Annotated in this window: 23 protein-coding genes; 21 read left to right on the top strand and 2 right to left on the bottom strand. The window is 49.4% G+C overall.

The annotated features are described in order from the left end of the window. Nucleotides 1-31: 31 nt before the first annotated feature. The 20 genes from AB4124_RS09635 (at nucleotide 32) to AB4124_RS09540 (ending at nucleotide 18,556) form a co-directional block, all read left to right on the top strand. A complete protein-coding gene (locus AB4124_RS09635) occupies nucleotides 32-763 on the top strand; it encodes a demethylmenaquinone methyltransferase (RefSeq protein WP_339293499.1) in 732 nt (243 codons plus the stop codon). Continuing rightward, nucleotides 756-1,628, top strand: coding sequence for a UbiA-like polyprenyltransferase (locus tag AB4124_RS09630; RefSeq protein ID WP_339272155.1), 873 nt, complete (start codon nucleotides 756-758; stop codon nucleotides 1,626-1,628). The genes AB4124_RS09635 and AB4124_RS09630 overlap by 8 nt, the downstream gene beginning before the upstream one ends. Continuing rightward, nucleotides 1,628-2,230, top strand: a complete 603-nt coding sequence (locus tag AB4124_RS09625) for a UbiX family flavin prenyltransferase (RefSeq protein WP_441972604.1) — start codon at nucleotides 1,628-1,630, stop codon at nucleotides 2,228-2,230. Before AB4124_RS09630 ends, AB4124_RS09625 begins: the two co-directional genes overlap by 1 nt. A 188-nt stretch (nucleotides 2,231-2,418) precedes the next feature. Continuing rightward, on the top strand, nucleotides 2,419-3,393 hold the full coding sequence (locus AB4124_RS09620) for a polyprenyl synthetase family protein (RefSeq protein WP_441972602.1): 975 nt from the start codon (nucleotides 2,419-2,421) through the stop codon (nucleotides 3,391-3,393). Between the two features lie 112 nt (nucleotides 3,394-3,505). Further along, nucleotides 3,506-3,949 (top strand): nucleoside-diphosphate kinase, encoded by a 444-nt coding sequence (ndk, locus tag AB4124_RS09615; protein ID WP_098743022.1) that lies wholly within the window; start codon nucleotides 3,506-3,508, stop codon nucleotides 3,947-3,949. 40 nt (nucleotides 3,950-3,989) lie between these two features. Continuing rightward, entirely contained in the window at nucleotides 3,990-4,790 is an 801-nt protein-coding gene (locus tag AB4124_RS09610) for a CheR family methyltransferase (protein WP_076320966.1), read from the top strand. A gap of 170 nt (nucleotides 4,791-4,960) precedes the next feature. Beyond that, entirely contained in the window at nucleotides 4,961-6,130 is a 1,170-nt protein-coding gene (gene aroC / locus AB4124_RS09605; RefSeq protein ID WP_441972600.1) for a chorismate synthase, read from the top strand. A gap of 1 nt (nucleotide 6,131) precedes the next feature. Further along, nucleotides 6,132-7,226, top strand: a complete 1,095-nt coding sequence (gene aroB / locus AB4124_RS09600; RefSeq protein WP_441972598.1) for a 3-dehydroquinate synthase — start codon at nucleotides 6,132-6,134, stop codon at nucleotides 7,224-7,226. Nucleotides 7,227-7,229: 3 nt separating this feature from the next. Next, nucleotides 7,230-7,604 carry a chorismate mutase gene (gene aroH / locus AB4124_RS09595; RefSeq protein WP_009595253.1) on the top strand — a complete coding sequence of 125 codons (375 nt, stop codon included), beginning with the start codon at nucleotides 7,230-7,232 and terminating at the stop codon, nucleotides 7,602-7,604. Nucleotides 7,605-7,959: 355 nt separating this feature from the next. Next, nucleotides 7,960-9,513 carry an anthranilate synthase component I gene (gene trpE, locus AB4124_RS09590; RefSeq protein WP_441972597.1) on the top strand — a complete coding sequence of 518 codons (1,554 nt, stop codon included), beginning with the start codon at nucleotides 7,960-7,962 and terminating at the stop codon, nucleotides 9,511-9,513. Between the two features lie 19 nt (nucleotides 9,514-9,532). Beyond that, nucleotides 9,533-10,573 (top strand): anthranilate phosphoribosyltransferase, encoded by a 1,041-nt coding sequence (trpD, locus tag AB4124_RS09585; protein WP_430139361.1) that lies wholly within the window; start codon nucleotides 9,533-9,535, stop codon nucleotides 10,571-10,573. Further along, nucleotides 10,563-11,372, top strand: a complete 810-nt coding sequence (gene trpC, locus AB4124_RS09580) for an indole-3-glycerol phosphate synthase TrpC (RefSeq protein ID WP_441972594.1) — start codon at nucleotides 10,563-10,565, stop codon at nucleotides 11,370-11,372. Before trpD ends, trpC begins: the two co-directional genes overlap by 11 nt. Before the next feature lie 12 nt (nucleotides 11,373-11,384). After that, nucleotides 11,385-12,059 carry a phosphoribosylanthranilate isomerase gene (locus tag AB4124_RS09575; protein WP_076320972.1) on the top strand — a complete coding sequence of 225 codons (675 nt, stop codon included), beginning with the start codon at nucleotides 11,385-11,387 and terminating at the stop codon, nucleotides 12,057-12,059. Continuing rightward, nucleotides 12,056-13,252 (top strand): tryptophan synthase subunit beta, encoded by a 1,197-nt coding sequence (gene trpB / locus AB4124_RS09570; protein ID WP_441972592.1) that lies wholly within the window; start codon nucleotides 12,056-12,058, stop codon nucleotides 13,250-13,252. Before AB4124_RS09575 ends, trpB begins: the two co-directional genes overlap by 4 nt. Beyond that, entirely contained in the window at nucleotides 13,249-14,055 is an 807-nt protein-coding gene (trpA, locus tag AB4124_RS09565; RefSeq protein ID WP_441972591.1) for a tryptophan synthase subunit alpha, read from the top strand. The genes trpB and trpA overlap by 4 nt, the downstream gene beginning before the upstream one ends. Nucleotides 14,056-14,095: 40 nt before the next feature. Further along, nucleotides 14,096-15,193: a histidinol-phosphate transaminase gene (gene hisC / locus AB4124_RS09560; RefSeq protein WP_441972589.1), complete on the top strand. Its 1,098-nt coding sequence runs from the start codon at nucleotides 14,096-14,098 to the stop codon at nucleotides 15,191-15,193. A gap of 55 nt (nucleotides 15,194-15,248) precedes the next feature. After that, the gene (locus AB4124_RS09555) at nucleotides 15,249-16,337 is read left to right on the top strand and encodes a prephenate dehydrogenase (RefSeq protein WP_179090573.1); all 1,089 of its coding nucleotides are present in this window, start codon (nucleotides 15,249-15,251) and stop codon (nucleotides 16,335-16,337) included. Nucleotides 16,338-16,747: 410 nt separating this feature from the next. Further along, entirely contained in the window at nucleotides 16,748-17,341 is a 594-nt protein-coding gene (locus AB4124_RS09550; protein ID WP_076321323.1) for an RNA polymerase sigma factor, read from the top strand. Continuing rightward, nucleotides 17,338-17,940: an anti-sigma factor family protein gene (locus tag AB4124_RS09545; RefSeq protein ID WP_076320977.1), complete on the top strand. Its 603-nt coding sequence runs from the start codon at nucleotides 17,338-17,340 to the stop codon at nucleotides 17,938-17,940. Before AB4124_RS09550 ends, AB4124_RS09545 begins: the two co-directional genes overlap by 4 nt. Nucleotides 17,941-17,968: 28 nt before the next feature. Then, entirely contained in the window at nucleotides 17,969-18,556 is a 588-nt protein-coding gene (locus AB4124_RS09540; RefSeq protein WP_441972586.1) for a histidine phosphatase family protein, read from the top strand. Nucleotides 18,557-18,641: 85 nt separating this feature from the next. Here the strand turns inward: AB4124_RS09540 and AB4124_RS09535 are convergent, their stop codons facing one another. Together AB4124_RS09535 and AB4124_RS09530 are read right to left on the bottom strand one after the other, a co-directional pair. After that, complete coding sequence (locus tag AB4124_RS09535; RefSeq protein WP_441972584.1) at nucleotides 18,642-19,097, bottom strand: hypothetical protein; 456 nt, start codon at nucleotides 19,095-19,097, stop codon at nucleotides 18,642-18,644. Between the two features lie 155 nt (nucleotides 19,098-19,252). Next, entirely contained in the window at nucleotides 19,253-20,011 is a 759-nt protein-coding gene (locus AB4124_RS09530) for a methyltransferase domain-containing protein (protein ID WP_441972582.1), read from the bottom strand. Between the two features lie 364 nt (nucleotides 20,012-20,375). On the opposite strand from AB4124_RS09530, the gene AB4124_RS09525 reads away from it, so the two are divergent. Next, nucleotides 20,376-21,527, top strand: coding sequence for a hypothetical protein (locus AB4124_RS09525; RefSeq protein WP_441972580.1), 1,152 nt, complete (start codon nucleotides 20,376-20,378; stop codon nucleotides 21,525-21,527). The last annotated feature ends 82 nt before the right edge of the window (nucleotides 21,528-21,609 follow it).

Genomic DNA, 21,609 nt, shown 5'->3' with positions numbered 1-21,609 from the left:
TGCTGTGGATAATCAAGCAACGAAGTTAGACATGAATAAGCATGATGGCAAAAATCCGAAAGAGCAATACGTCCACTCCGTCTTTGAAAGCATTTCGGGAAAGTATGATATTATGAATGATATTCTGAGCTTTCGAAGACATAAAGCCTGGCGCAAGTTTACGATGAAAAAGATGAACATGCGCCAAGGCGATACAGCTATCGATTTATGCTGTGGTACTTGTGACTGGACGATCAGTATGGCCCAGGCAAGTGAATCAGGACACATAGTCGGACTCGATTTCAGTGAGGGGATGCTGAATGTCGGCCGGGGGAAGGTTGCCAAGCAGGGGCTGGACCAACAGATAGACCTGGTTCAGGGAAACGCAATGAACCTGCCGTTCGAAGACAATCAGTTCGATTACGCGACGATCGGTTTCGGTCTTCGCAATGTGCCGGATTACATGCAGGTTCTGCATGAGATGAAACGCGTGGTTAAGCCTGGCGGGATGGTTGTATGTTTGGAATTGTCCAAGCCGACTTGGCAGCCGTTCAAAGGCATTTATTATTTCTACTTTCAACAAGTGCTGCCTCGGATGGGGAAACTGGTAGCCAAGCGTTACGAGCAGTATAAGTGGCTGCCGGAATCGCTGGCTTTGTTCCCAGGACGAGAGGAGCTTGCCGAAGCTTTCCGTCAGACCGGACTTCAACAGGTTCAGGCCTATCCCTTGACTGGTGGCATAGCAGCCTTACATATTGGGATCAAGGAGAATCTGGATGTTTAAGAAAATAGGAACTTATCTTGAAATGATTAAAGTGGAGCATACACTGTTTGCTCTGCCTTTCGCTTTTATGGGGGCGATTCTAGGATCGGCCGTTGTGTTTGACCAATTACCATCCTGGGGAGATATCGGCTGGATCTTTCTTGCCATGTTCGGTGCACGAAGCGCTGCATTCGGATTGAATCGGCTCACGGACCAGCATATCGATGCCAAGAATCCCCGCACCGTAAATCGCGCCATTCCGGCAGGGCTGCTGAAGCCGCTGGAAGTTATCTTATTCATTATTCTGTCTTTCGCGGTGTTTTTCTGGGCCACTTACATGCTGGATCCATTTGCTTTCCGTTTGCTGCCTATTGCTATTTTTATGCTTATTATTTATTCATACACCAAACGGTTTACTTGGCTTTGTCATCTGGTGCTCGGGCTTACAACAGCATTGGCTCCACTTGGGGGATGGGTTGCGGTAACCGGTCAAATCGATTGGAAGGCCATTGTGTTCTATATCGCGCTTGCGTTCTGGACAGCGGGATTTGATATTGTCTACGCTTGCCAGGATGAGAAGTTTGATGCAACAGAAAAGCTGTATTCGATTCCATCCCGGTTCGGCTTGCATAAAGCATTGTGGTTCGCACGCGGATTTCACGTTGTAACAGCCATCGGCTTTGTCATTCTTTTCTTTGTCACACCGGTTGGCTGGTGGTATCTGATCGGCATGATCATCGCCTGCGGAATTTTGTTCTATCAGCATTACATCTTATCGCCTAACGATATGAGCCGTCTGCAAACTGCCTTTTTTACGATGAACAGTACACTGAGCATTATCCTGTTTGTATTCACTTTAATTGATTTGGTGGTGCGGTATATCTGATGAAATCCATGCGCAGAAAAAGCTGGGTTGTCGGTATTACGGGAGCCAGCGGCAGCATCTACGGTGTTCGCCTTACCGAGAGCCTGCTCTCGCTGGGATATGATGTGCATTTGATCATTTCCAATGCGGGTTGGCGTGTCCTGAAGGAGGAAATGGGCTTTCAGGCAGGCAACCGCGAAGAAGTGCTGGCCGAGAAATTCGGCGGATACGAGGGGAGTGTGATGTACCATCCTATCTCCGACATCGGGGCCACGATCGCCAGTGGATCTTTCCTGGTGGAAGGCATGATCATCATACCATGCTCCATGGGGACATTATCCTCAGTGGCACACGGATCTTCCGACAATCTGATGGGACGCGCCGCGGATGTGATGATGAAAGAAGGCCGTCCTCTGGCACTTGTCCCGAGAGAGACGCCTTTGCATGCCATTCACCTGGAGAACATGCTGACGCTGGCCAAGCTTGGCGTCAAAATCATTCCCGCGATGCCCGCGTTCTATTACGGACCGAAGACCATTGATGATATCGTGAATTTTCTGGTCGGCAAGGTATTGGACAGCTTGCGCATCGAACATCAACTATATACGAGATGGGGAGATTAGCAGGCCGGGGTGCATCGAAGGCGTTGGCGGCTGTTGAAATGACGACTCTACGAACCTGTGCTGGGATTTTGACGAACGACAACAGGAAGGTTAAGCTTATATTTCAAGTCGTAGATCAACTTGGCCTGCTAAGATCGCAAGGTAGTGCCGGAGTAATGGAATGAGAATCTAAGCATATGGGTGAAAAGATGAAACGATTTGACATATTCGGAACATTAAAAAAAGATATGGACGTTATCGAGAAGGAACTCTATCTCAGCGTCGAGGGCGACAGCCCCGAGCTGATAGAGACTTCCTTGCATCTGCTTAGAGCAGGAGGCAAGCGGCTCCGTCCTGTTTTTGTACTGATGGGCGGTAAGTTCGGCGACTATGACATTGACAAGCTGAAGCATGTGGCCGTGCCGCTTGAGCTGATTCACAGCGCATCGCTCGTTCACGATGACGTGATCGATGATGCGGACACGCGGCGTGGCAAGCCAACGGTAAAAGCGAAATGGGACAACCGGATTGCCATGTATACCGGCGACTATATTTACGGCAAGGCGCTGGAGCTGACGACCCACCTGAAGCAGCCAGAGATTCATCAGATTCTCGCCAAGGCCATGGTTGAAATGTCCATCGGCGAAATGGAGCAGATTCGCGATTTCTTTAATACCGATCAGGACGTCAGAAGATACCTTCTTCGCATTCGCCGCAAGACGTCGCTCTTGATCGCGGTCAGCTGCCAGCTCGGAGCACTGGCTGCGGATGCGGACCGCAAAATCGCAAACAGCCTGTATCGATTCGGATATAACGTCGGCATGGCCTTTCAGATTCAAGACGATCTTCTGGATCTATGCGGGACGGAGAAGCAGATTGGCAAGCCGCCGGGGAGTGATATGAGGCAGGGAAATATTACGCTGCCTGTTATATTTGCGCTCGGAGATAGCAAACGGAGGGAGCCGCTGCTGCAAGAGCTGGATCGGATTCATACACTGAATGGTCAGTGTGATGTGACTGACGCTGTGAAGCTTGTAACCTCTAGCGATGGTATATCGAGATCTGAGGCACTAGCTGATCGGTATATCCGTAAAGCATTGGACGCATTGGATACTTTGCCTGACATCAAGACCAAAAAACAGCTTAGAGATATCGCAAATTTTATTACGAAGCGGTCATATTAGCTCTTAACCATGAGGTTGCTTTCTGTTAAAATACGGGTACAAACATGTAACATCACCTGAGCATGGAATGATTGTTCAATATCCTAGAATGAGGGGAAGCGTGATGAGGCCAATGGAACGTACTTTTTTAATGATTAAACCGGATGGTGTACAGCGTGGGCTGATCGGCCGAATCGTCGGCCGTTTGGAGGATAAAGGATTCAAGCTGGTTGCAGGCAAGTTCCTGCAGATTTCAGACGAGCAGGCCAAGCGCCATTATGCGGAACATGAAGGCAAAGATTTTTTTGAAAATCTGGTTGGATTTATAACGTCTGGACCGGTGTTTGCGATGGTGTGGGAAGGGGATGACATCATTGCATTGTCCCGCCAAGTGATCGGCAAAACGAATGTGAAGGATGCGCTGCCCGGGACGATTCGTGGGGATTTTTCAGCCCATACACCGCACAATCTGATTCATGGATCGGATTCACCGGAGAGTGCGCAACGCGAAATTGCCAATTTCTTTGAAGAGAAGGAATTGGTTGAATATAACAAGACGCTGTCCCCTTGGCTGTAAGCGAAGGAAGCGGCATAATCTAATTAAACAGGATGATACGATGACGGAACATGAACTTGTGCTGGATGATCCGGATTATATAGGCTTTGTTCGCAGTATCGAACGAAGCACGGGGATCAATCTGGCAGATTATAAAGAAGCGCAGATGAAGCGAAGGCTGACAACGCTGCGTTTGAAGAAAGGGTTTGAAACCTTTTCGGCCTTCTACGACGCGATGATGAAGGACAAGCCATTATTTCATGAGTTTTTGGACCGAATGACAATTAATGTCTCGGAGTTTTGGCGCAATCCCAACCGGTGGGAAGTTCTCCGCGATAAGATATTGCCAGAGATATCCCGGCAGAATCCCGGGGTATTGAAAATATGGAGCGCTGCCTGCTCCACGGGTGAGGAGCCATATACGCTTGCCATGATACTGTCCGAACAGAACATGCTGAGCCGTGCGCGTATCGTGGCGACAGACATTGATGATGGGGCATTACATAAAGCGAAGGAAGGCCTATATGTCGAGAGGTCATTGAAAGATGTGCCTTCGGATGTAGCCGCCCGCTATTTTAAAGAAGAAGGTTCGGTGTATCGCTTCAGTGAGCATTTGAAGAAGGAAGTAACCTTTCATAAGCAGAATTTGCTGACGGACCGGTTTGAGACTGGATATGATCTGATTGTTTGCCGAAACGTGATGATTTATTTCACGGAAGGGGCCAAGCATAAGCTGTACCAGAAGTTTGCGTCAAGCCTGAAGCCAGGCGGATTTTTGTTTGTGGGCAGCACGGAGCAGATCTTTAATCCTGGACAATATAATCTGGAGAGCAACGAGACTTTCTTCTACCGTAAAATTTAATAGAAATGGCTATCATAACGCATAAGCGCTTTTCAATCCGGAGGATGAGAGGCGCTTTTGCTTGTCCTGCGGCATTCTTGTCAAAGCGTTAGACCTATACTATAATGAGCAGAAGATATTTACGGAGTTTAGCGGTTTAACGCTTAAAAGTTTAAAGGGGGAAAAGCATCATGAGCTTACGCTTTTTAACTGCTGGGGAAACGCACGGTCCTCAGTTGACTACCATAATCGAAGGACTTCCAAGCAATTTGGAGCTTGATTTTGAAGCATTGAACTTTCAGCTTCATCGGAGACAGAAGGGGTATGGCCGAGGACGCCGCATGCAGATTGAGAAGGATACCGCGCAAATCCTTGGTGGTGTGCGTCACGGATATACAACGGGTGCACCAATTGCGTTGGTCGTGCAGAATAACGACTGGAAGCATTGGCAGAACATTATGAATGTGGAGCCGATTGAAGGTAGCGACGAGGTGAAAAGACGGGTGCACCGCCCAAGACCGGGGCATGCCGACTTGAACGGCGGTTTGAAGTATAACCTGAAGGATCTGCGTAATGTGCTGGAACGCTCCAGTGCCCGTGAAACCACAGTCCGCGTAGCGGTTGGCGCTATCGCCAGACAATTCCTGGCACAATTCGGCGTTAAAGTGGCTGGCCAGGTCATTCGGATTGGCGAGATCGAAGCTCCCCCGCACAATCTTTCGATTGATGAGCTGATCGAGCGTACGGAAGCCTCCTCGGTTCGCGTCGTGGATGAAGAGACGGAGAAGAAGATGGAAGCCTACATAGATCAGATCAAAAAAGAAGGCGACTCCATTGGCGGCATCGTGGAATGTATCATCGAAGGTTTGCCGGTCGGACTGGGCAGCCATGTCCAATATGACCGTAAGCTGGATGGCCGCATCGCACAAGGCGTGATGTCCATCAATGCCTTTAAGGGTGTTGAGGTCGGCATCGGATTTGAAGCAGGCGAACTGCCCGGTTCCCAGGTGCATGACGAGATTATGTATAGTGAAGAGCGCGGATACTACCGCGCAACCAATCGCCTAGGCGGATTTGAAGGCGGGATGACCAACGGCATGCCGATCATTGTTCGCGGCGTCATGAAGCCGATTCCAACGCTGTACAAGCCGCTTCAAAGCGTGGATATCGATACGAAGGAAGCTTTCACGGCTCAGGTTGAACGCTCGGATGCCTGTGCGGTTCCGGCAGCCAGCGTTGTTATGGAGCATGTGGTGACCTGGGAGGTAGCGAAGGCGTTTCTTGAGAAGTTTGGCGGTGATTCGATGGAAGAAATTCATGCGAATTACCAGAACTACCTGAAGCAGCTGGAGAACTACTGATATGAGAACACTTCAGGTGGAGCTGGGAGAGCGTTCATATCCGATTTATATCGGAGCTGGGATTTTGGATACGATTGGTGAGTTAAGCACGAAGCATGGAATCACACGCAAGAGCCCGCATTTGATCGTAACGGATGATAAAGTGGCGCCTCATTATTTGTCTCAAGTGGAGGAGCAGTTAAAGTCGAAAGGATATACGGTTATTTCTCACATAGTCCCTTCCGGTGAATCCTCCAAATCGCTTCAGGTCTATGAAGAGGTAATGACGACAGCGATCAACGGTAAACTGGACCGCAGCTCGGCAGTATTTGCGCTGGGCGGAGGCGTTGTAGGTGATTTGGCTGGATTCGTCGCGGCAACGTACATGCGCGGCGTGACATTTGTGCAGATCCCGACTACTATCCTGGCCCATGACAGCAGCGTCGGCGGCAAAGTGGCAGTCAACCATCCGTTAGCTAAAAATATGATCGGCGCGTTTCATCAACCCGTCATGGTAGTTTACGATGTAAATACGCTGATGTCTTTGCCTCCGCGAGAGGTATCTTCTGGTCTTGCGGAAATGGTGAAGCATGGCTTGATCCTGGACCGTGATTTTGCCTATTGGTGCCAGGAGAACGGCTCGAAGCTGCTGAGCCTGGATCCCGATACGTTGATATACGGCCTGGAGCGCGGATGTGCGATCAAGGCGGACGTGGTATCCCAGGACGAGCGGGAAGGCGGTTTGCGTGCCATCCTTAATCTGGGGCATACCATCGGCCATGCCATTGAAGCCGTTGGCGGCTACGGACGCTTTTTGCACGGTGAGGCGATTGCAATCGGAATGGCCGGTTCGGCCCGCCTTGCAGAAAAGCTTGGCAGATCTGCGAATCTGCACAACGAGACAGTGAGCATGCTGAAGGCGGTGAATCTGCCGGTAATCTTGCCGGGTGACGTCTCGGTTGAGCGGATTATGGATGCGATGCAGCACGATAAAAAGTTTGCCGAGGGGAATATGGTATTTATCGTACCGGAATCCATCGGCTCCGTCAGCATCGTTAAGGATGTACCGGTAGAAGCTGTTCGATCTGTGGTTGAGCAGTTGAAGGGAGAGGGATAGTTCATGATGAATCGGGGAATCCGGGGGGCGACAACCGTCACCCGTAACGATGAGCAGGAGATTGTACAGGAAACGCTGCGGCTGCTTGAAGAGATGGTGAGACGCAACGAGCTCCAGCCGGAGTATATCAGCAACATATGGATTACGATGACACAGGATCTGGATGCGACGTTTCCAGCCAAAGCGATACGCCAACTGGAGGGCTGGGATCTCGTTCCTTTAATGTGTTCGGTTGAAATACCGGTTCAAGGCAGTCTGCCGCGCTGCATCCGCTTCATGGTGCAGGTCAATACGGATAAAAGCCAGAGCGAGATCAAGCATGTGTATTTGAACGAAGCCAAGCGGCTGCGTCCGGATTTATCAGGCTCCAACGCTTGATGTTGAAATTTAGGGTTGCAGTAACACGGCATCATCCTGTATAGTGATATCAGAATAGCTGAGTAGAGTTAGGTTTTACAGATGAGTTGAGTTGAGAAGAGCTGAGGCATTTTAGGCAATAACATAATCGGGATTAAGGATGAACTTGATTTCATGATGAATAGTACAGCACGTTCACACGGCTGGTTACAAGCCTATTTCTTGTATCCGTCTAAGAACAACAGCCGCTGTAGTTTGTCGTTGAATAGTTGGAATTCCTTGACCGCGCTCTTTTTTCATAGACTTATTCTGAACGTTAACCTCTACTTCGGTAGAGGTTTTTTTGTTGTATACCATCAATTAAGGAGGGATTGACATGGCGAATCCATCAATGGAGCAAGTGGTGGCTATGGCAGGTGAATATAACCTGATTCCGGTAGCGATCAGACTGTTAGCCGACATGGAAACCCCGATTCGCATTTTTCAGCGGTATGCGGAACGGAAGCGGGCATTTTTACTTGAAAGCGTTGAGGGTGGAGTACAGTGGGCACGGTATTCGTTTATCGGAACAGACCCCTTCTTAATGATCACGGGTAAAAAAGGCAAGATCGAAATTGAAAGGAACGGAGAGCGTTCCCTGCTGAAAGGAAAGCCTGTCGAGGAGTTAAAGGCGCTGCTGCGAACGTACCGCAGCCCGCAGCTGAAGGAGATGCCACCTTTTACCGGAGGGGCAATCGGATTTTTCGGATATGACCTGCTCCAATATTATGAGAAGCTTCCGGCACATGCGATGGACGATCTCGGAATGGATGATATAAGGTTCATGTTTTGCGATCAAGTCATTGTCTTCGACCATGTGAAACAGCAGATCATGCTGGTTGGCAACGTACACGTGAAACCGGGTGATTCGGACGAAAACATTCGGCAAAGCTATCGGGATGTATGCCGTACCTTGGAAGCAGCAGCCGAGCAGCTGCAAGAGCAGGGGCCGCGGGAGAACGTGAACTCCAAAGGCATTCCAGCGGATGTTGATATGGGCGACATTAAATCCAATATGACAAAAGAGAAGTACCTCTCCAATGTGGAGCATGCGAAGGAATACATTCGCGCAGGGGACATTTTTCAGGTGGTATTGTCCCAGCGCTTCCATATTGAGACCGAAGTATCGCCGCTTCACGTATACCGGGTGCTGAGAACGCTGAATCCTTCGCCGTATATGTATTACCTCAAAATGGACGACGACATTATCGTGGGCACATCCCCGGAAGCCCTGGTGAAGGTGGATGGACGAAGATTGGAAACTAGACCGATTGCAGGCACCAGGCCTAGAGGCAGCGATGAGGCCGAAGACCAGGCGCTGGCCGATGATCTGCTGCAGGACGAGAAGGAACGCGCCGAGCATTTGATGCTGGTGGATCTGGGGCGTAATGACCTGGGCCGTGTGTCAGAGTTCGGCACGGTGAAGTGCGACACGTTCATGGAGATTGAAAAATACTCCCATGTGATGCATATGGTATCCAGCGTTTCGGGTCAGCTGAGTGAGGATAAGGATTTCTTCGATGCTTTTCTGTCCTGCTTGCCAGCAGGAACGGTATCCGGTGCTCCGAAACTAAGGGCCATGGAAATTATTGCAGAGCTAGAGCGGGAGGCTAGAGGCGCGTATGCCGGGGCCATCGGTTATCTCGGCTTTGGCGGCAATATGGATTCCTGCATTACGATCCGGACGATCATTTTCCGTCAGGGCAAAGCTTATGTTCAGGCGGGGGCAGGCATCGTATGGGACTCGGTACCGGAGAAGGAATATGAAGAAACCGTCAACAAAGCCAAAGGGATGCTGAAGGCGATCCGCGTCGCTGAAGCGATGTTCCCGTCCAGCATGGATGCTAACGATTTAATTAATCAGGATTATCTGTACCAATACACACCTTAAACTGAAGGAGGAGAACGTAATGAACGTCATGGAAACGATGCAATCCAGCCTTACGAAGCTGATTCAAGGTCAAGATTTGAGCCGGGACGAAGCACGCGGGGTCATGCAGTCCATTATGGAAGGCCAGGCAACCCATTCTCAAATCGGGGCGCTGCTTACTGCCCTGCGAATGAAGGGGGAGACAGTTGAAGAGATCACCGGCTTCGCCGAGGCGATGCGTGGTGCGGGCGGGCGCGTTGTTACCGAGCGGAACCAGCTGCTGGATACATGCGGCACAGGAGGATCCGGGATTCACAAGTTTAACATTTCTACCGTATCCGCCATTATCTCCTCCTCGGTTTCGGTCAGAGTGGCCAAACACGGCAACCGCTCGGCATCTGGACGGGCGGGCAGCGCCGATGTGCTGGAAGCGCTGGGCGTGAATATCCACTTGACGGCAGAGCAAGCGACAGCCTGTCTGAATGATATCGGAATCTGTTTCCTGTTTGCCCAGATCTATCATCCATCGATGAAATATGCGGCAGCTCCTCGCAAAGAGCTCGGGGTTCGAACCGTATTTAACATGCTGGGGCCTTTGACAAATCCGGCGGGCGCAGATCGGCAGATGCTCGGGATATACGACATGAACAAAACGGAAACCATCGCACAGGTGCTCAAGGAGCTTGGCTTAAAGCGTGCCATGGTGGTGACCAGCCATGATGGTTTGGATGAAATCAGCATTTCCGCGCCTACGCGAGTCTCCGAGCTCCGTGGCGGAGAAGTCCGTACTTATGATATTCATCCTCATGATCTGGGACTGTCAGTTCATCCGATGAGCGATATTCTGGGCGGTGATGCCAAAGAGAACGCAGCCATTATCGGATCGGTGCTGCGCGGTGAGCGCAATGCTTATCGGGATATCGTGCTTGCCAATGCCGGTGCCTGCATCTATGTGTCTGGGCTTGCGGATAGTTTGGCTGAAGGTGTGCAGCGCGCAGCGGGAGCCATCGATTCAGGGCTGGCTCAGTCTAAGCTGGAGCAGTTGATCTCAAGAACGGGGGAAATGAGTTATGTATCTTGATCGAATAGTCGAAACGAAGCGCAGGGAGGTTGCCCAACTGCGGGAAACATTCAGCATCTCGGAGGCCGAGAGGCAAATCGCGGATTTACCGCCGACTCTCGGTTTAGAGAAGGCGTTGTCCACGGGGCGTAAACGCAGCATGGGATTAATCGCCGAGGTGAAGAAGGCTTCGCCGTCCAAAGGGTTAATTCGTCCGGACTTTGACCCGATTATGATCGCCAAAGCTTATGAGGCAGCCGATGCCGATTGCCTATCCGTGCTGACCGACAAGGACTATTTCCAGGGCAGTGGAGAGTATTTGAAAGCGGTAAGGGCGGCTGTCAACATTCCTTTGCTGCGCAAGGATTTCATTATCGACGAGACTCAGATTTACGAAGCGCGCCTGTTAGGTGCGGACGCGGTTCTCTTGATCGCGAGCATACTGGAGCCGCAACGGATCGCGGAGTTTATAGACATCGCCGGCTCTATTGGCTTGGATTGCCTGATTGAGGTCCATGATGGGCAGGAACTGGAATCGGTTCTTAAGCTGGGAACAGCTCATCTTATCGGAATTAACAATCGCAATCTGCGGACCTTTGAAACATCGCTGCAGACAACGGCGGATATCGCGGCACAAGTTCCGCAGGGAGTTACGTTGATTAGCGAGAGCGGAATATCAGGCCCCGCCGATATTTCCTACTTGCATTATGTTGGGGCACATGGTGTTCTGGTAGGGGAGCATTTCATGCGCCAGCAGGATGTGTTCCGTGCAGTAAACGATCTGATGGGACCCTTGCCGATCGCTGCAGACATAGAATAAAGGGGATATTAAGTGATGAGTACGGCGCTAAAAATATGTGGACTTCAAAGCGTTGAAGTGCTAAAATCTATGATAAACTTACCTGTGGATTATATCGGATTCGTATTTGCCAAGAGCCGGCGGAAGGTATCGCCGCAGCAGGCTGCGCAGCTTATTCAAGTATTGCGGGGATGGGATCATGACATGATTCCCGCCGCCGTCGGCGTCTTGGTTAACCCTGATTTGAATGAGCTGGAAGAGCTTCTACGAGAAGCAGCGCTCGACGTCGTGCAGCTGCATGGTCAGGAATCGCCGCAATTTTGCCGGGAAGTGAAGGAGCGCTTCCCGGTTTCCGTTTTTAAGGCGGTATCGATCGAGAGTGACCGCTCGGAAGCGGAACGTCTGTCAGCACTTGATCCGTATGCAGGCAGCATCGATGGATTGCTGATCGACACGTACGATCCGGTATATGGCGGAGGGTCTGGTAAGACATTTGCCTGGGATCTCATCCCACCTTACCAGCAGTGGGCGAAACGGCAAGGGATCCCCTTGTTTGTAGCCGGCGGATTGGATTCGGATAATGTATCGCATTTAATAGGTCAATACGCTCCGTACGGCGTGGATGTATCCAGCGGCGTTGAGAGTGAACCTGGCGTGAAGGACATAAACAAAGTGATTGCATTCGTAGAAAGGGTGAAGGGGAAATGACACAGCTTCCTGATCGTAATGGACGTTTCGGAGTGTTTGGTGGCCGGTTCGTACCGGAAACACTCATGAACGCTTTAATAGAGCTTGAACAAGAGTATAACCGCTTTTCGGAGGATCCTGCGTTCAAAGAGGAGATTGCTTATTTGCTTAAACAGTATTCCGGACGGGAAACGCCGTTATATTATGCCGAGCGGCTCAGCAAACACCTCGGCAAGGCTAAAATTTATCTGAAGCGTGAGGATTTGAACCATACCGGTGCACACAAAATCAACAACGCCATTGCTCAGGGCGTGTTAGCCAAGCGTATGGGCAAAGGCAAGGTCATTGCCGAAACGGGAGCCGGACAGCATGGTGTTGCCACTGCAACCGTGGCCGCTCTGCTCGGTCTCGAATGCAAGGTGTTCATGGGCGAAGAGGATACCAAGCGGCAGCAGTTGAACGTATTCCGTATGAAAATGCTTGGAGCCGAAGTGACTCCGGTGACGTCGGGAAGCCGAACGCTGAAAGATGCCGGCAATGAGGCGCTTCGCTACTGGGTCAGCAACGTAGAGGATACCTTCTATGTACTTGGCTCCGCAGTAGGTCCGCATCCGTATCCGATGATGGTGCGGAACTTCCAGCGGATTATCGGTGACGAGACCCGCAAGCAGATTCTGGAGACGGAAGGAAGACTGCCCGACGTGATTCTTGCACCAATCGGTGGAGGGAGCAATGCGATCGGCATGTTCTACCCGTTCCTGGAAGATAAGGAAGTCGGTTTGATCGGTGTCGAAGCGGCTGGCAAAGGGGTAGATACCGATTTTCACGCGGCTACCATGTCCAAGGGGACCCATGGCGTCTTCCAGGGATCGATGAGTTATTTGCTACAGGATGAGTATGGACAGGTTCAGGAGGCGCATTCCATTTCTGCCGGACTTGATTATCCCGGCGTTGGACCTGAGCACTCCTACTTAAAAGATATTGAGCGTGTGCAGTATGTGCCTATAACCGACCAAGAGGCATTGGATGCCTTGCAGCTGCTATGCCGCACGGAAGGCATTATTCCTGCGCTGGAATCCGCGCATGCCGTAGCGCATGCAGTAAAAATGGCGCCCGCGTGGACCGAAGACGATATCGTCGTCATTAATTTGTCCGGTCGCGGTGACAAGGACGTGGAGTCCATCATGGCTTACACGGGAGGGAAAACCGAATGAACCGAATTGACCAGACCTTTGCGTCGTTGAAACAACAAAACAAGACGGCCTTGATTCCTTATTTGACCGTTGGGGATCCGGACGTGAAATCGACGATCGATATCATTCATGAGCTTGAAATTGCAGGAGTCGATATTATCGAACTCGGTGTTCCTTATTCTGATCCCCTCGCCGATGGCCCGGTCATCCAGCGTGCTTCCGAGCGCGCCCTGAAGAGCAAGGTGACCATTCGCACTTGCATGGAGACTGCCCGCCTGGCGAGAGAACGGGGCAGTAAGCTGCCGTTCATCCTGTTTACCTATTTCAATCCGGTTCTGCAGACCGGACTGGATGTTTTCTTTGAAGAAGTGGTAAGGAATGATATCAGCGGGCTGATCATTCCGGATCTGCCGGTGGAAGAATCCGCAGAGATTCGGAAACGGGCTCATGCTGCGGACGTTCACCTGATTCCGCTGGTGGCACCTACCTCACATGAGCGGATTGCGAGCATCGCTTCGGAAGCGACCGGATTTGTGTATTGCGTATCCTCGCTTGGCGTGACAGGCGAACGCACCGATTTTTATTCGGGAGTGGAAGCCTTTCTTGAAACGGTGAAGCAGTACAGCAACGTGCCCATCGCGATTGGCTTTGGCATTTCGTCCGGGGAACAGGTTGCCAGATTCTCGAAAATTTGCGACGGCGTCGTTGTTGGCAGTGCCATCGTGCGTCAGATCGAATCGACGATTCCTCTTCTTGAGAAGGAAGAGACAAGACAGCAGGGACTTTTGCAAATCAGGGAGTTTGTGGCACAATTAAAAGGTTAGTGTTGTCCATAGCAGTTACGAAAGGTGAGGCGAATATCGTATGAAACCAAAAGCGCAAATTGTTAATCTTCCTGTATATCAACCTGGGAAGCCCATCGAAGAAGTCAAAAAAGAACTAGGCCTGGATGTTGTCATTAAACTGGCCTCCAACGAGAATCCATACGGCTGCTCGCCGCGAGCAACCGAAGCGATTACCGCTGAACTCGGTACGCTCAGCTTGTATCCGGATGGAAGTGCGGCTGATTTAACGGCGGAGCTTGCTGAGCAGCTTGGTATTGAACGCAATCAGATTATTTTCGGATGCGGATCCGATGAAATCATCGCCCTCATTATTCGGGCGTTCCTGGAGCCGGGAGACGAAACCATTATGGCCGATCAGACCTTCTCGGTGTATAAAACGAATGCGGATATCGAAGGCGCAACAAGCATTGAGGTACCTCTGGTTAACGGGAAGCATGATCTGCCGGGCATGACCAAAGCCGTCACGGACAAGACCAAAATCATCTGGGTGTGCAACCCGAATAATCCGACCGGAACTATCGTTTCCGAAAGCGAGCTGGTATCTTTCTTGGATGAAGTCCCGGCTCACGTGATGGTTGTTCTCGATGAAGCTTATTTTGAATATGTAACGGACGCTTCGTATCCGGCCAGCATCAAGTTAATGGAACGTTATCCGAACTTGGTAATCCTGCGTACCTTCTCCAAAATATACGGCCTGGCTGCCCTTCGCATCGGCTACGGCATCGGGCAATCTGAGGTTATTTCCTTGATTAATCGGGTACGTGAGCCGTTTAATACAGGACGCCTGGCCCAAGTGGCGGCGAAGGCAGCCTTGAAAGATCAGGAATTCGTAGCTAAATGCCGACAATTGAATGCCGAGGGAATGACTTATGTCCAGCGGGAGTTTGATCGTCTTGGATTATCCTATTTCCCTGCGAACGGTAACTTTATCATGGTGGATGTGAAGAAGCCGGGCACCGAAGTGTTCAAGTCCCTTCTAAGTAAAGGCATTATCGTACGTCCGGGATTTGAAGTTTACCCGAACTACATTCGCGTAACCGTTGGCTCTGAAGAACAGAACAAGGCTTTCATCGGCGCATTGGAACAAGTGCTCCAGGAAGTGAATGCTCCAGCCTAATCTAATGACATAACAATAATCGCAGCTTGAAACGAGTGAGAGAGAGAACATGAACATGCAAATTTCTATATTCGGCGTCGGCTTGATCGGCGGTTCGTTAGCATTAAATTTCAAAGGAAAACCAGGCATAACCGTGACCGGTTATGCCCACACGCAAGAGTATGCCGACCAGGTTATCGCCAAGGGCGTTGTCGATAAAGTTACGCTTTCGGTAGAAGAAGCTGCCCAGGGCGCGGACATTATATTTTTGTGTGTTCCGGTAGGAAGTCTCGAGATGTACATAAAACGTCTGAGTGAATTGCGGCTTAAAACCGGATGCATTATTACGGATGTAGGCAGTACCAAAGCGAGTATTGCCGAATGCGCATCCCAACTTGCGCTGAAGGATGCCTACTTTATCGGAGGACATCCGATGGCTGGTTCGGAAAGATCCGGTGTAGGCGCTGCTTCCACCGTATTATTCGAGAATGCATATTATGTGCTTACTCCGCCGGATGAAGTCCCTCAGGAGAAGGTGGACGTACTCGTAGAGCTTCTATCGTATACGCGTGCACACATTGTAAAGGTGGAGCCGAGACTGCACGATGAGATTGTTGGAGCCATCAGTCATCTGCCTCATGTGATCGCAGTGGCTTTGGTGAACCAGATCAGCTCTTACAATGATGATAATCCGTTATACCGTACGCTGGCTGCAGGCGGCTTTCGGGATATTACCCGTATCGCTTCCAGTGACCCGGTCGTTTGGCGGGACATTCTATTAAATAACCGCAATGTCATGCTGCCGCTTTTACGAGACTGGAACGAAGGAATTCAGCGTTTCATGGATATGCTGGAGTCGAAGGACGGGCCAGCTATTGAAGAGGCCTTCCGCAGAGCGGGGGAATTCCGCAGCGTGCTCCCAGAGCGACGGAAGGGGATGATTGTATCCCAATACGATCTGTATCTGGACGTGCCTGACCATCCGGGTATCATCGGCCGCATAGCGACGGATTTGGGGACAAATAGCATCAACCTCAGCAACATGCAGATTATCGAGAGTCGGGAAGATGTGCCGGGCGTGATGCGGCTTTCCTTCCGCAATGAAATTGAGCAGGAGCGGGCTAAGGAGCTATTGTTGTCGCAAGGGCACTCGGTGTACCAGTAATTTTCCGGTTGTTTTTAAACAACCGGAAATAAATGCGTTTTCAGTGTTGACAAAATGAAAACGTATACATATAATAAAAGTACAGTATGGTTTCTCTCCACTCCTATCCAAAATATTGCACTGTGTGCAACCGCCTTCAATGTTGAAGGCGGATTTTTTTTGTCCTTTTTCCTATCAGTGGGAAACCTACTGCCACAAACCTGAACTTTTCTCCAATATGTGCTATAATGCTAGAGTGCTAGTGTAGAAGATTTGGGGAAATTGCCAAATACATAGAATAGTCAGACATCTTGAGGCGTAACTATATATGGTTTGACGGTACTTTTGCACAAATCCTTGATCATTGCATCCGTGGAGATGTATTGGACAGGGAAGAGGCACCGGATGGTGAAGGAGGAACGAAAAATCATATGACGGATTCCCAACTAATCCAAGAAATTAAGCAAGGCAACACCGAACTTTATTCCGAATTGATGCGGCGTTATCAGAGAAAAATATTAGCATTTGTCTATCATATGTTAAAAAGTTCGCACATGGAGCTTATGGCTGAAGACTTATGTTCGGAAACATTTTATAAGGCTTTCCGGAGCTTGCACTCATTCCGGGAAGTGGATGCATCCTTCTCGACCTGGCTCTATACGATTGCCCGCAACACCGTGCTCAGCGAATTGCGCAAGCATCGAAGCGGCACATTGCCGCTGGAGGAGAGCGGGGTCGTGCCAGTGGCTCCGATGGAAGTTGCTCCGGAGCAGGCCATACTACGCAGTGAACGAGTACATATGGTAAGGGAAGCGATAAATAATTTACCGGAGAAACAGAGGTCGGCGCTGATTCTTCGGGAGTATGATCAACTGGATTATCAGGAAATCGCAGATATTTTAGGTCAAAGTGTCAGTTCGGTTAAGTCGTTGTTGTTCAGAGCTCGCGGCAGTGTCAAAATTCAGCTCGAACCCTATTTTTATGAGCCGGTTTTTGAGGATCTGAGAGGGATGAAGAATAGATGACTTGCGATGAAGCCCAAGAGCTGATGGAAACTGTCTGGGATTTGCCGGACAATGATCTGCGGCGACAACGGCTGATCGCACATGTTCAAACCTGCAGCTCATGTGCAGCGGAGTACGAAATGTGGGTGGAAAGCCAGAACATGGTTCATGTTCTGGAGCATGAGATCCCCGACATGGACGCTGAACAGATCAACCGAAACGTGATGGACCGCATTTATCGTGATTTCCCATGGCTGGTGGAGGAAACGTCTAAGAGTCGGGCGGTAAGCCGAGTGTTCCGCAAACGGCTGACACTTATGATTGCCGGTTTTTTGGCTCTGTTTGTATGCAGCTTCGTTTATTTTGCAGCGACTGGCAACCAGCCGAAGCCGGTTCCGGAAGCGGTAACGACAGGGATAATCCCTACAGGGGTGGCTGACACGGCCCAAACCCTGAACACTAAGGACGATTATAACATTCCGAAAACCAACAGCGGCATTATTGATCCTTTCGTGGTTGATATGAGCCCGACTCAGCCAGAATATTGGATGATACTATCCTTATTGGGCATCGGATTCGCCATGTTTTTCCTGAAGAAGTTAAATCGGGTCCGAAGATAAAAAGTGGTTAGGATGGAGGAGATGCGGCATGCAAATCGGCTTGGTTCGTCATGGATTAACGGATTGGAATGCGTTAGGCAAAATCCAAGGTCAAACGGACATTCCACTGAATGAGGAAGGCCGTCGTCAAGCGCGTTTGCTTGGGGAAAGACTTCTGCAAGAGCCTTACCGATGGGACTTTGCGGTTAGCAGCGGACTTTCCCGTGCTGAGGAAACAGCAAAGATCATCTCGTCCATGCTGAACATTCCATTGATACCACCGGATAATCGTTTGCGCGAGCGCAAGTACGGTCAGGTGGAAGGGTTGACAGCGGAAGAGCGTGAATTGCGGTTTGGTGCCGATTGGCACCTGCTCGATTTGGGACAGGAGACGGATCTGGAGCTTCAATCCAGGGGGCTTGTCTTTCTGGATGATATGTGGCATAAACACCCGGATGCCAATATTCTGGTTGTCAGCCACGGTGGTTTTTTAGCGCAGCTATATAAGCTGGTGTGCCGCGGCGTCCTGAGCGAGCGGATCGGCAATCTGTCGCTCACCGTCCTGGAGAGAAAAGATGATGACTGGTCTCCCTTGCTGTTTAACTGTACCAAACATCTGTTGACAAAACAGTCGTAGCATGGAGCTTCATGAATAGTAAAAAGAGCCTTCCCGCGGGAAGGCTCTTTTTGTATCTATACTGGCGGTAGCTGACGGCCTTTTACTATATAGTCACACACGAATCGGTCAGTTCAAAATACCACTCAAGGAAGGAGTTAAAGCTTTCCCATTGCGATTTCAATTTACCAGCAAAAAAATCCTCCATCGGCTGGCCCAATCCTAAGCCTAACACTTCGTCTGCGTTCTTATTATAAAAAAAGCCGAACTCACCTTCAAAGCTATCCAACGGAATATATTCTTCAGGCAGGTTTAAAACGACATGAGTTCTATCCACGCCTAACATATAATCCGAAGAATTGATCATAAACCAACAAATCTGATAAATTTCACGTCGTCTACTATAGAAAGTCGGACCATCCTCTGCATGCAAATAAAACGCAGCAAAATCTGAACTCAAATCGATGCCTAACTTTACTAATGCGTGTTCATACTCCTCTGCACTGTCTTCAAACCACCAGTTTTTGCTTTTGCAATAATGGATCACTTTTTCCGATAGCATCTCGACTGCTCCTCCGATATAAAATAAACGATCAGAATGATTTCCTAAGCATATCACATCGCCTCTTCTATCGTTGTTCGTATCTTGCTAAAAATTACGCTTTATAAGTCATTCGGGTACAGTCGATAAAATGGATAACTATATAGGACAAAGTTTTACGCTTCTGCTATTATAATAAACCGATGCTGCTGCACTTCGAAGTAGCCCTTCGTTCGGATAACCTGATGAACCTGATATAAAGGTTCGAGGTGGCGTTCCACCGTAAAATCAGGAATCTGCCAAGGGATCGCCTGTAGGTAATAGATCAGTGCACCGATGTCGTAAAACCGCTGCGGTGAAAAGTCCTCCCGGCTGAAGGTGACGTTTAAACCGTGATCCTGCAGCTCTTGAACAGCGGTTCCCAGATTCCAATGAGCGAACTCTTCATTCAAGGGAACGCCAAACCACTCGTTGATGCCATAACAGTCGGTTCCTCCGGATTGCTGGGTTACGAACACGCCATGATCGTTTAGAATTCTTTTGATTTCCGCCACGGAATAGGATTCATGCTGATTGATGATCAGATCAAAAAAATGATCCTTTAACGGAAGTGAGGAATCTTCTTCAAAATAGACAACCTTTACGCCAAGCGGTTCAAGTTTTTGCTGTGCAATCGGTACGTTTGGTTTATAGCCTTCGGTTGCATAGACCGTTTCCGGCAGTGGCTGGAGAGAGGATAAGAACTCTCCTCCGCCCGTACCCATGTCCAGCATCGTAGCGGCATTTCGCATCAACGGAATTACCATGCTGCCCAAAGACCAGGGGAGAGCATGGGACTGCATGCGGCCTGAAGCCGTAATTCGTGAGAAGTCCCATCCTGAAAATTGTTGATCCATATCTTGAATAAAGGCCATAAATTCTGCTTCTTTTATCATTTCACATAACCTCCAAGCTTTTATAATGAATGGTACTTTCATTTTTATAAAAAGCTCTTAAGGGAGGCCCTCGAATTCGATTTGCACCTAGTTATATCTCATGTTCTGGAGTTCTCATGATTTTATTCCTCCTGTAGTGATTGAATAATTCCTTCATATAAAGCGGGTTTTTATTTGATTTAGATGTAATACATTATATGTAAATTCTCTGCAACACTTAGTAAGTATTCTATCATTTAATAGGAGAGCATAGTCATTTCTATATACAAAAAAACAAAAAAATATTTCGTTAAACCGAAGCGTATCAGGTATCAAATGTCTCAAACCTTCCCATAATGGTTGTAAAACGGCGAGGCGATGGAAGATGAATCTAGCGGATATGCTCACATATGCCGATATTGGACAGCTTAGCAATATAGCGAATCACTATGATTGTGACGCTAAGCGGAATTCAAAGCACGAACTGATCCAGAGTATTCTGTCCAAGCTCGGACGCAGAGAGTTTTTCGAGGAGCAGGTCAGCAGCTTGTCACCAAGCGATTTGCGTTTTCTGAACAACCTGGCATTTGACACTCGAACAGGCTACAGTCTGGAAGAATTGACGGCTGCGATCCGTCATGCGGCGGAATTGGAGGAGAAGGATGATCAAGCCTCTTCAAACAAGAAAGCTGCCGCCGCCAAAACGGAAAGTCCGCGTGAGGCGGTCGCACGTTATCTCCGAAGCGGCTGGTTGTTTAACGGTTTTACCCATTCCACCAAGTATTTGTTTCAAGTGCCATCGGATTTGAAGGAGCGGTTTCGTGACGTGCTTCGGGAGCGGCTTCATCAAAATCTGCAGCGATTAAGTGATGACCCGGAAGTGTACCGGGATGAGCAGGGACTAGCCGCAGAAGATCTCATGCTGATTCTTAAATATGTCGGCAGACATGATATTGAGTTGAATCAGGAAGGATTTATGTATAGGCGAAATCAGCAGCAGCTCATGAGTACGCTGCATATAACGGAACCGCCCATTACCAAGGGAGCATGGCGCTTCGGGTATGGCCGCTCTTGCATTGAATATCCCGATCGGTTTGCGCTGCTGTACGATTATGCTTACGCTAAAAAATGGATCAGGGAAAACAATGCCCGATTGATCCTCACCGAAAGTGGAACTGCGTTTATGGAGGAAGGAAATCAAGTTAGCGTGATACAGATATTCCGCTTTTGGTTAAGACTTTATAAAGGCGCAATTCCCAATATCTCTTCTCTTGTATACTGGATCAGTCAATGCGCAAGAGATTGGGTCACCGCAGCCTCTCTTTACGAATCGCTGGGCTGGCTAATCCGTCCTTTCTACTATGACAGTCCGCAAAATATTTTGGAGCAGCGGATTATCCGTATGCTAATGCATTTGGGGATGCTCAGAATAGGGGAGAGTCAGAGCATGGGAACTTCGTACAAAATGACCGCGCTTGGCCTCAAGGCCGCGGAAGCCGGCATACATATCAGCGATTCGAATGATTTGATCCTCTAGCATGGTTGTTTGGTTACATTTATTCGCAGCAGCCGTAAAAATTTTTGAAAGTAAAGTATTTAAAGGGAAAGAATATAAGGTA

Source organism: Paenibacillus sp. 2KB_20 (assembly GCF_052115765.1).
GTDB lineage: Bacteria > Bacillota > Bacilli > Paenibacillales > Paenibacillaceae > Paenibacillus_AQ.
Note: the sequence above shows the minus strand (reverse complement) of the source record. Positions and strands in the feature narration are given on the sequence as shown.

Excerpts from the sequence above, each read along its gene's own strand:
- AB4124_RS09635 (WP_339293499.1), top strand. The coding sequence starts at position 32 with ATGAATAAGCATGATGGCAAAAATCCGAAAGAGCAATACGTCCACTCC.
- AB4124_RS09630 (WP_339272155.1), top strand. The coding sequence starts at position 756 with ATGTTTAAGAAAATAGGAACTTATCTTGAAATGATTAAAGTGGAGCAT.
- AB4124_RS09625 (WP_441972604.1), top strand. The coding sequence starts at position 1,628 with ATGAAATCCATGCGCAGAAAAAGCTGGGTTGTCGGTATTACGGGAGCC.
- AB4124_RS09620 (WP_441972602.1), top strand. The coding sequence starts at position 2,419 with ATGAAACGATTTGACATATTCGGAACATTAAAAAAAGATATGGACGTT.
- ndk (WP_098743022.1), top strand. The coding sequence starts at position 3,506 with ATGGAACGTACTTTTTTAATGATTAAACCGGATGGTGTACAGCGTGGG.
- AB4124_RS09610 (WP_076320966.1), top strand. The coding sequence starts at position 3,990 with ATGACGGAACATGAACTTGTGCTGGATGATCCGGATTATATAGGCTTT.
- aroC (WP_441972600.1), top strand. The coding sequence starts at position 4,961 with ATGAGCTTACGCTTTTTAACTGCTGGGGAAACGCACGGTCCTCAGTTG.
- aroB (WP_441972598.1), top strand. The coding sequence starts at position 6,132 with ATGAGAACACTTCAGGTGGAGCTGGGAGAGCGTTCATATCCGATTTAT.
- aroH (WP_009595253.1), top strand. The coding sequence starts at position 7,230 with ATGATGAATCGGGGAATCCGGGGGGCGACAACCGTCACCCGTAACGAT.
- trpE (WP_441972597.1), top strand. The coding sequence starts at position 7,960 with ATGGCGAATCCATCAATGGAGCAAGTGGTGGCTATGGCAGGTGAATAT.
- trpD (WP_430139361.1), top strand. The coding sequence starts at position 9,533 with ATGAACGTCATGGAAACGATGCAATCCAGCCTTACGAAGCTGATTCAA.
- trpC (WP_441972594.1), top strand. The coding sequence starts at position 10,563 with ATGTATCTTGATCGAATAGTCGAAACGAAGCGCAGGGAGGTTGCCCAA.
- trpB (WP_441972592.1), top strand. The coding sequence starts at position 12,056 with ATGACACAGCTTCCTGATCGTAATGGACGTTTCGGAGTGTTTGGTGGC.
- trpA (WP_441972591.1), top strand. The coding sequence starts at position 13,249 with ATGAACCGAATTGACCAGACCTTTGCGTCGTTGAAACAACAAAACAAG.
- hisC (WP_441972589.1), top strand. The coding sequence starts at position 14,096 with ATGAAACCAAAAGCGCAAATTGTTAATCTTCCTGTATATCAACCTGGG.
- AB4124_RS09555 (WP_179090573.1), top strand. The coding sequence starts at position 15,249 with ATGCAAATTTCTATATTCGGCGTCGGCTTGATCGGCGGTTCGTTAGCA.
- AB4124_RS09550 (WP_076321323.1), top strand. The coding sequence starts at position 16,748 with ATGACGGATTCCCAACTAATCCAAGAAATTAAGCAAGGCAACACCGAA.
- AB4124_RS09545 (WP_076320977.1), top strand. The coding sequence starts at position 17,338 with ATGACTTGCGATGAAGCCCAAGAGCTGATGGAAACTGTCTGGGATTTG.
- AB4124_RS09540 (WP_441972586.1), top strand. The coding sequence starts at position 17,969 with ATGCAAATCGGCTTGGTTCGTCATGGATTAACGGATTGGAATGCGTTA.
- AB4124_RS09535 (WP_441972584.1), bottom strand. The coding sequence starts at position 19,097 with ATGCTATCGGAAAAAGTGATCCATTATTGCAAAAGCAAAAACTGGTGG.
- AB4124_RS09530 (WP_441972582.1), bottom strand. The coding sequence starts at position 20,011 with ATGATAAAAGAAGCAGAATTTATGGCCTTTATTCAAGATATGGATCAA.
- AB4124_RS09525 (WP_441972580.1), top strand. The coding sequence starts at position 20,376 with ATGAATCTAGCGGATATGCTCACATATGCCGATATTGGACAGCTTAGC.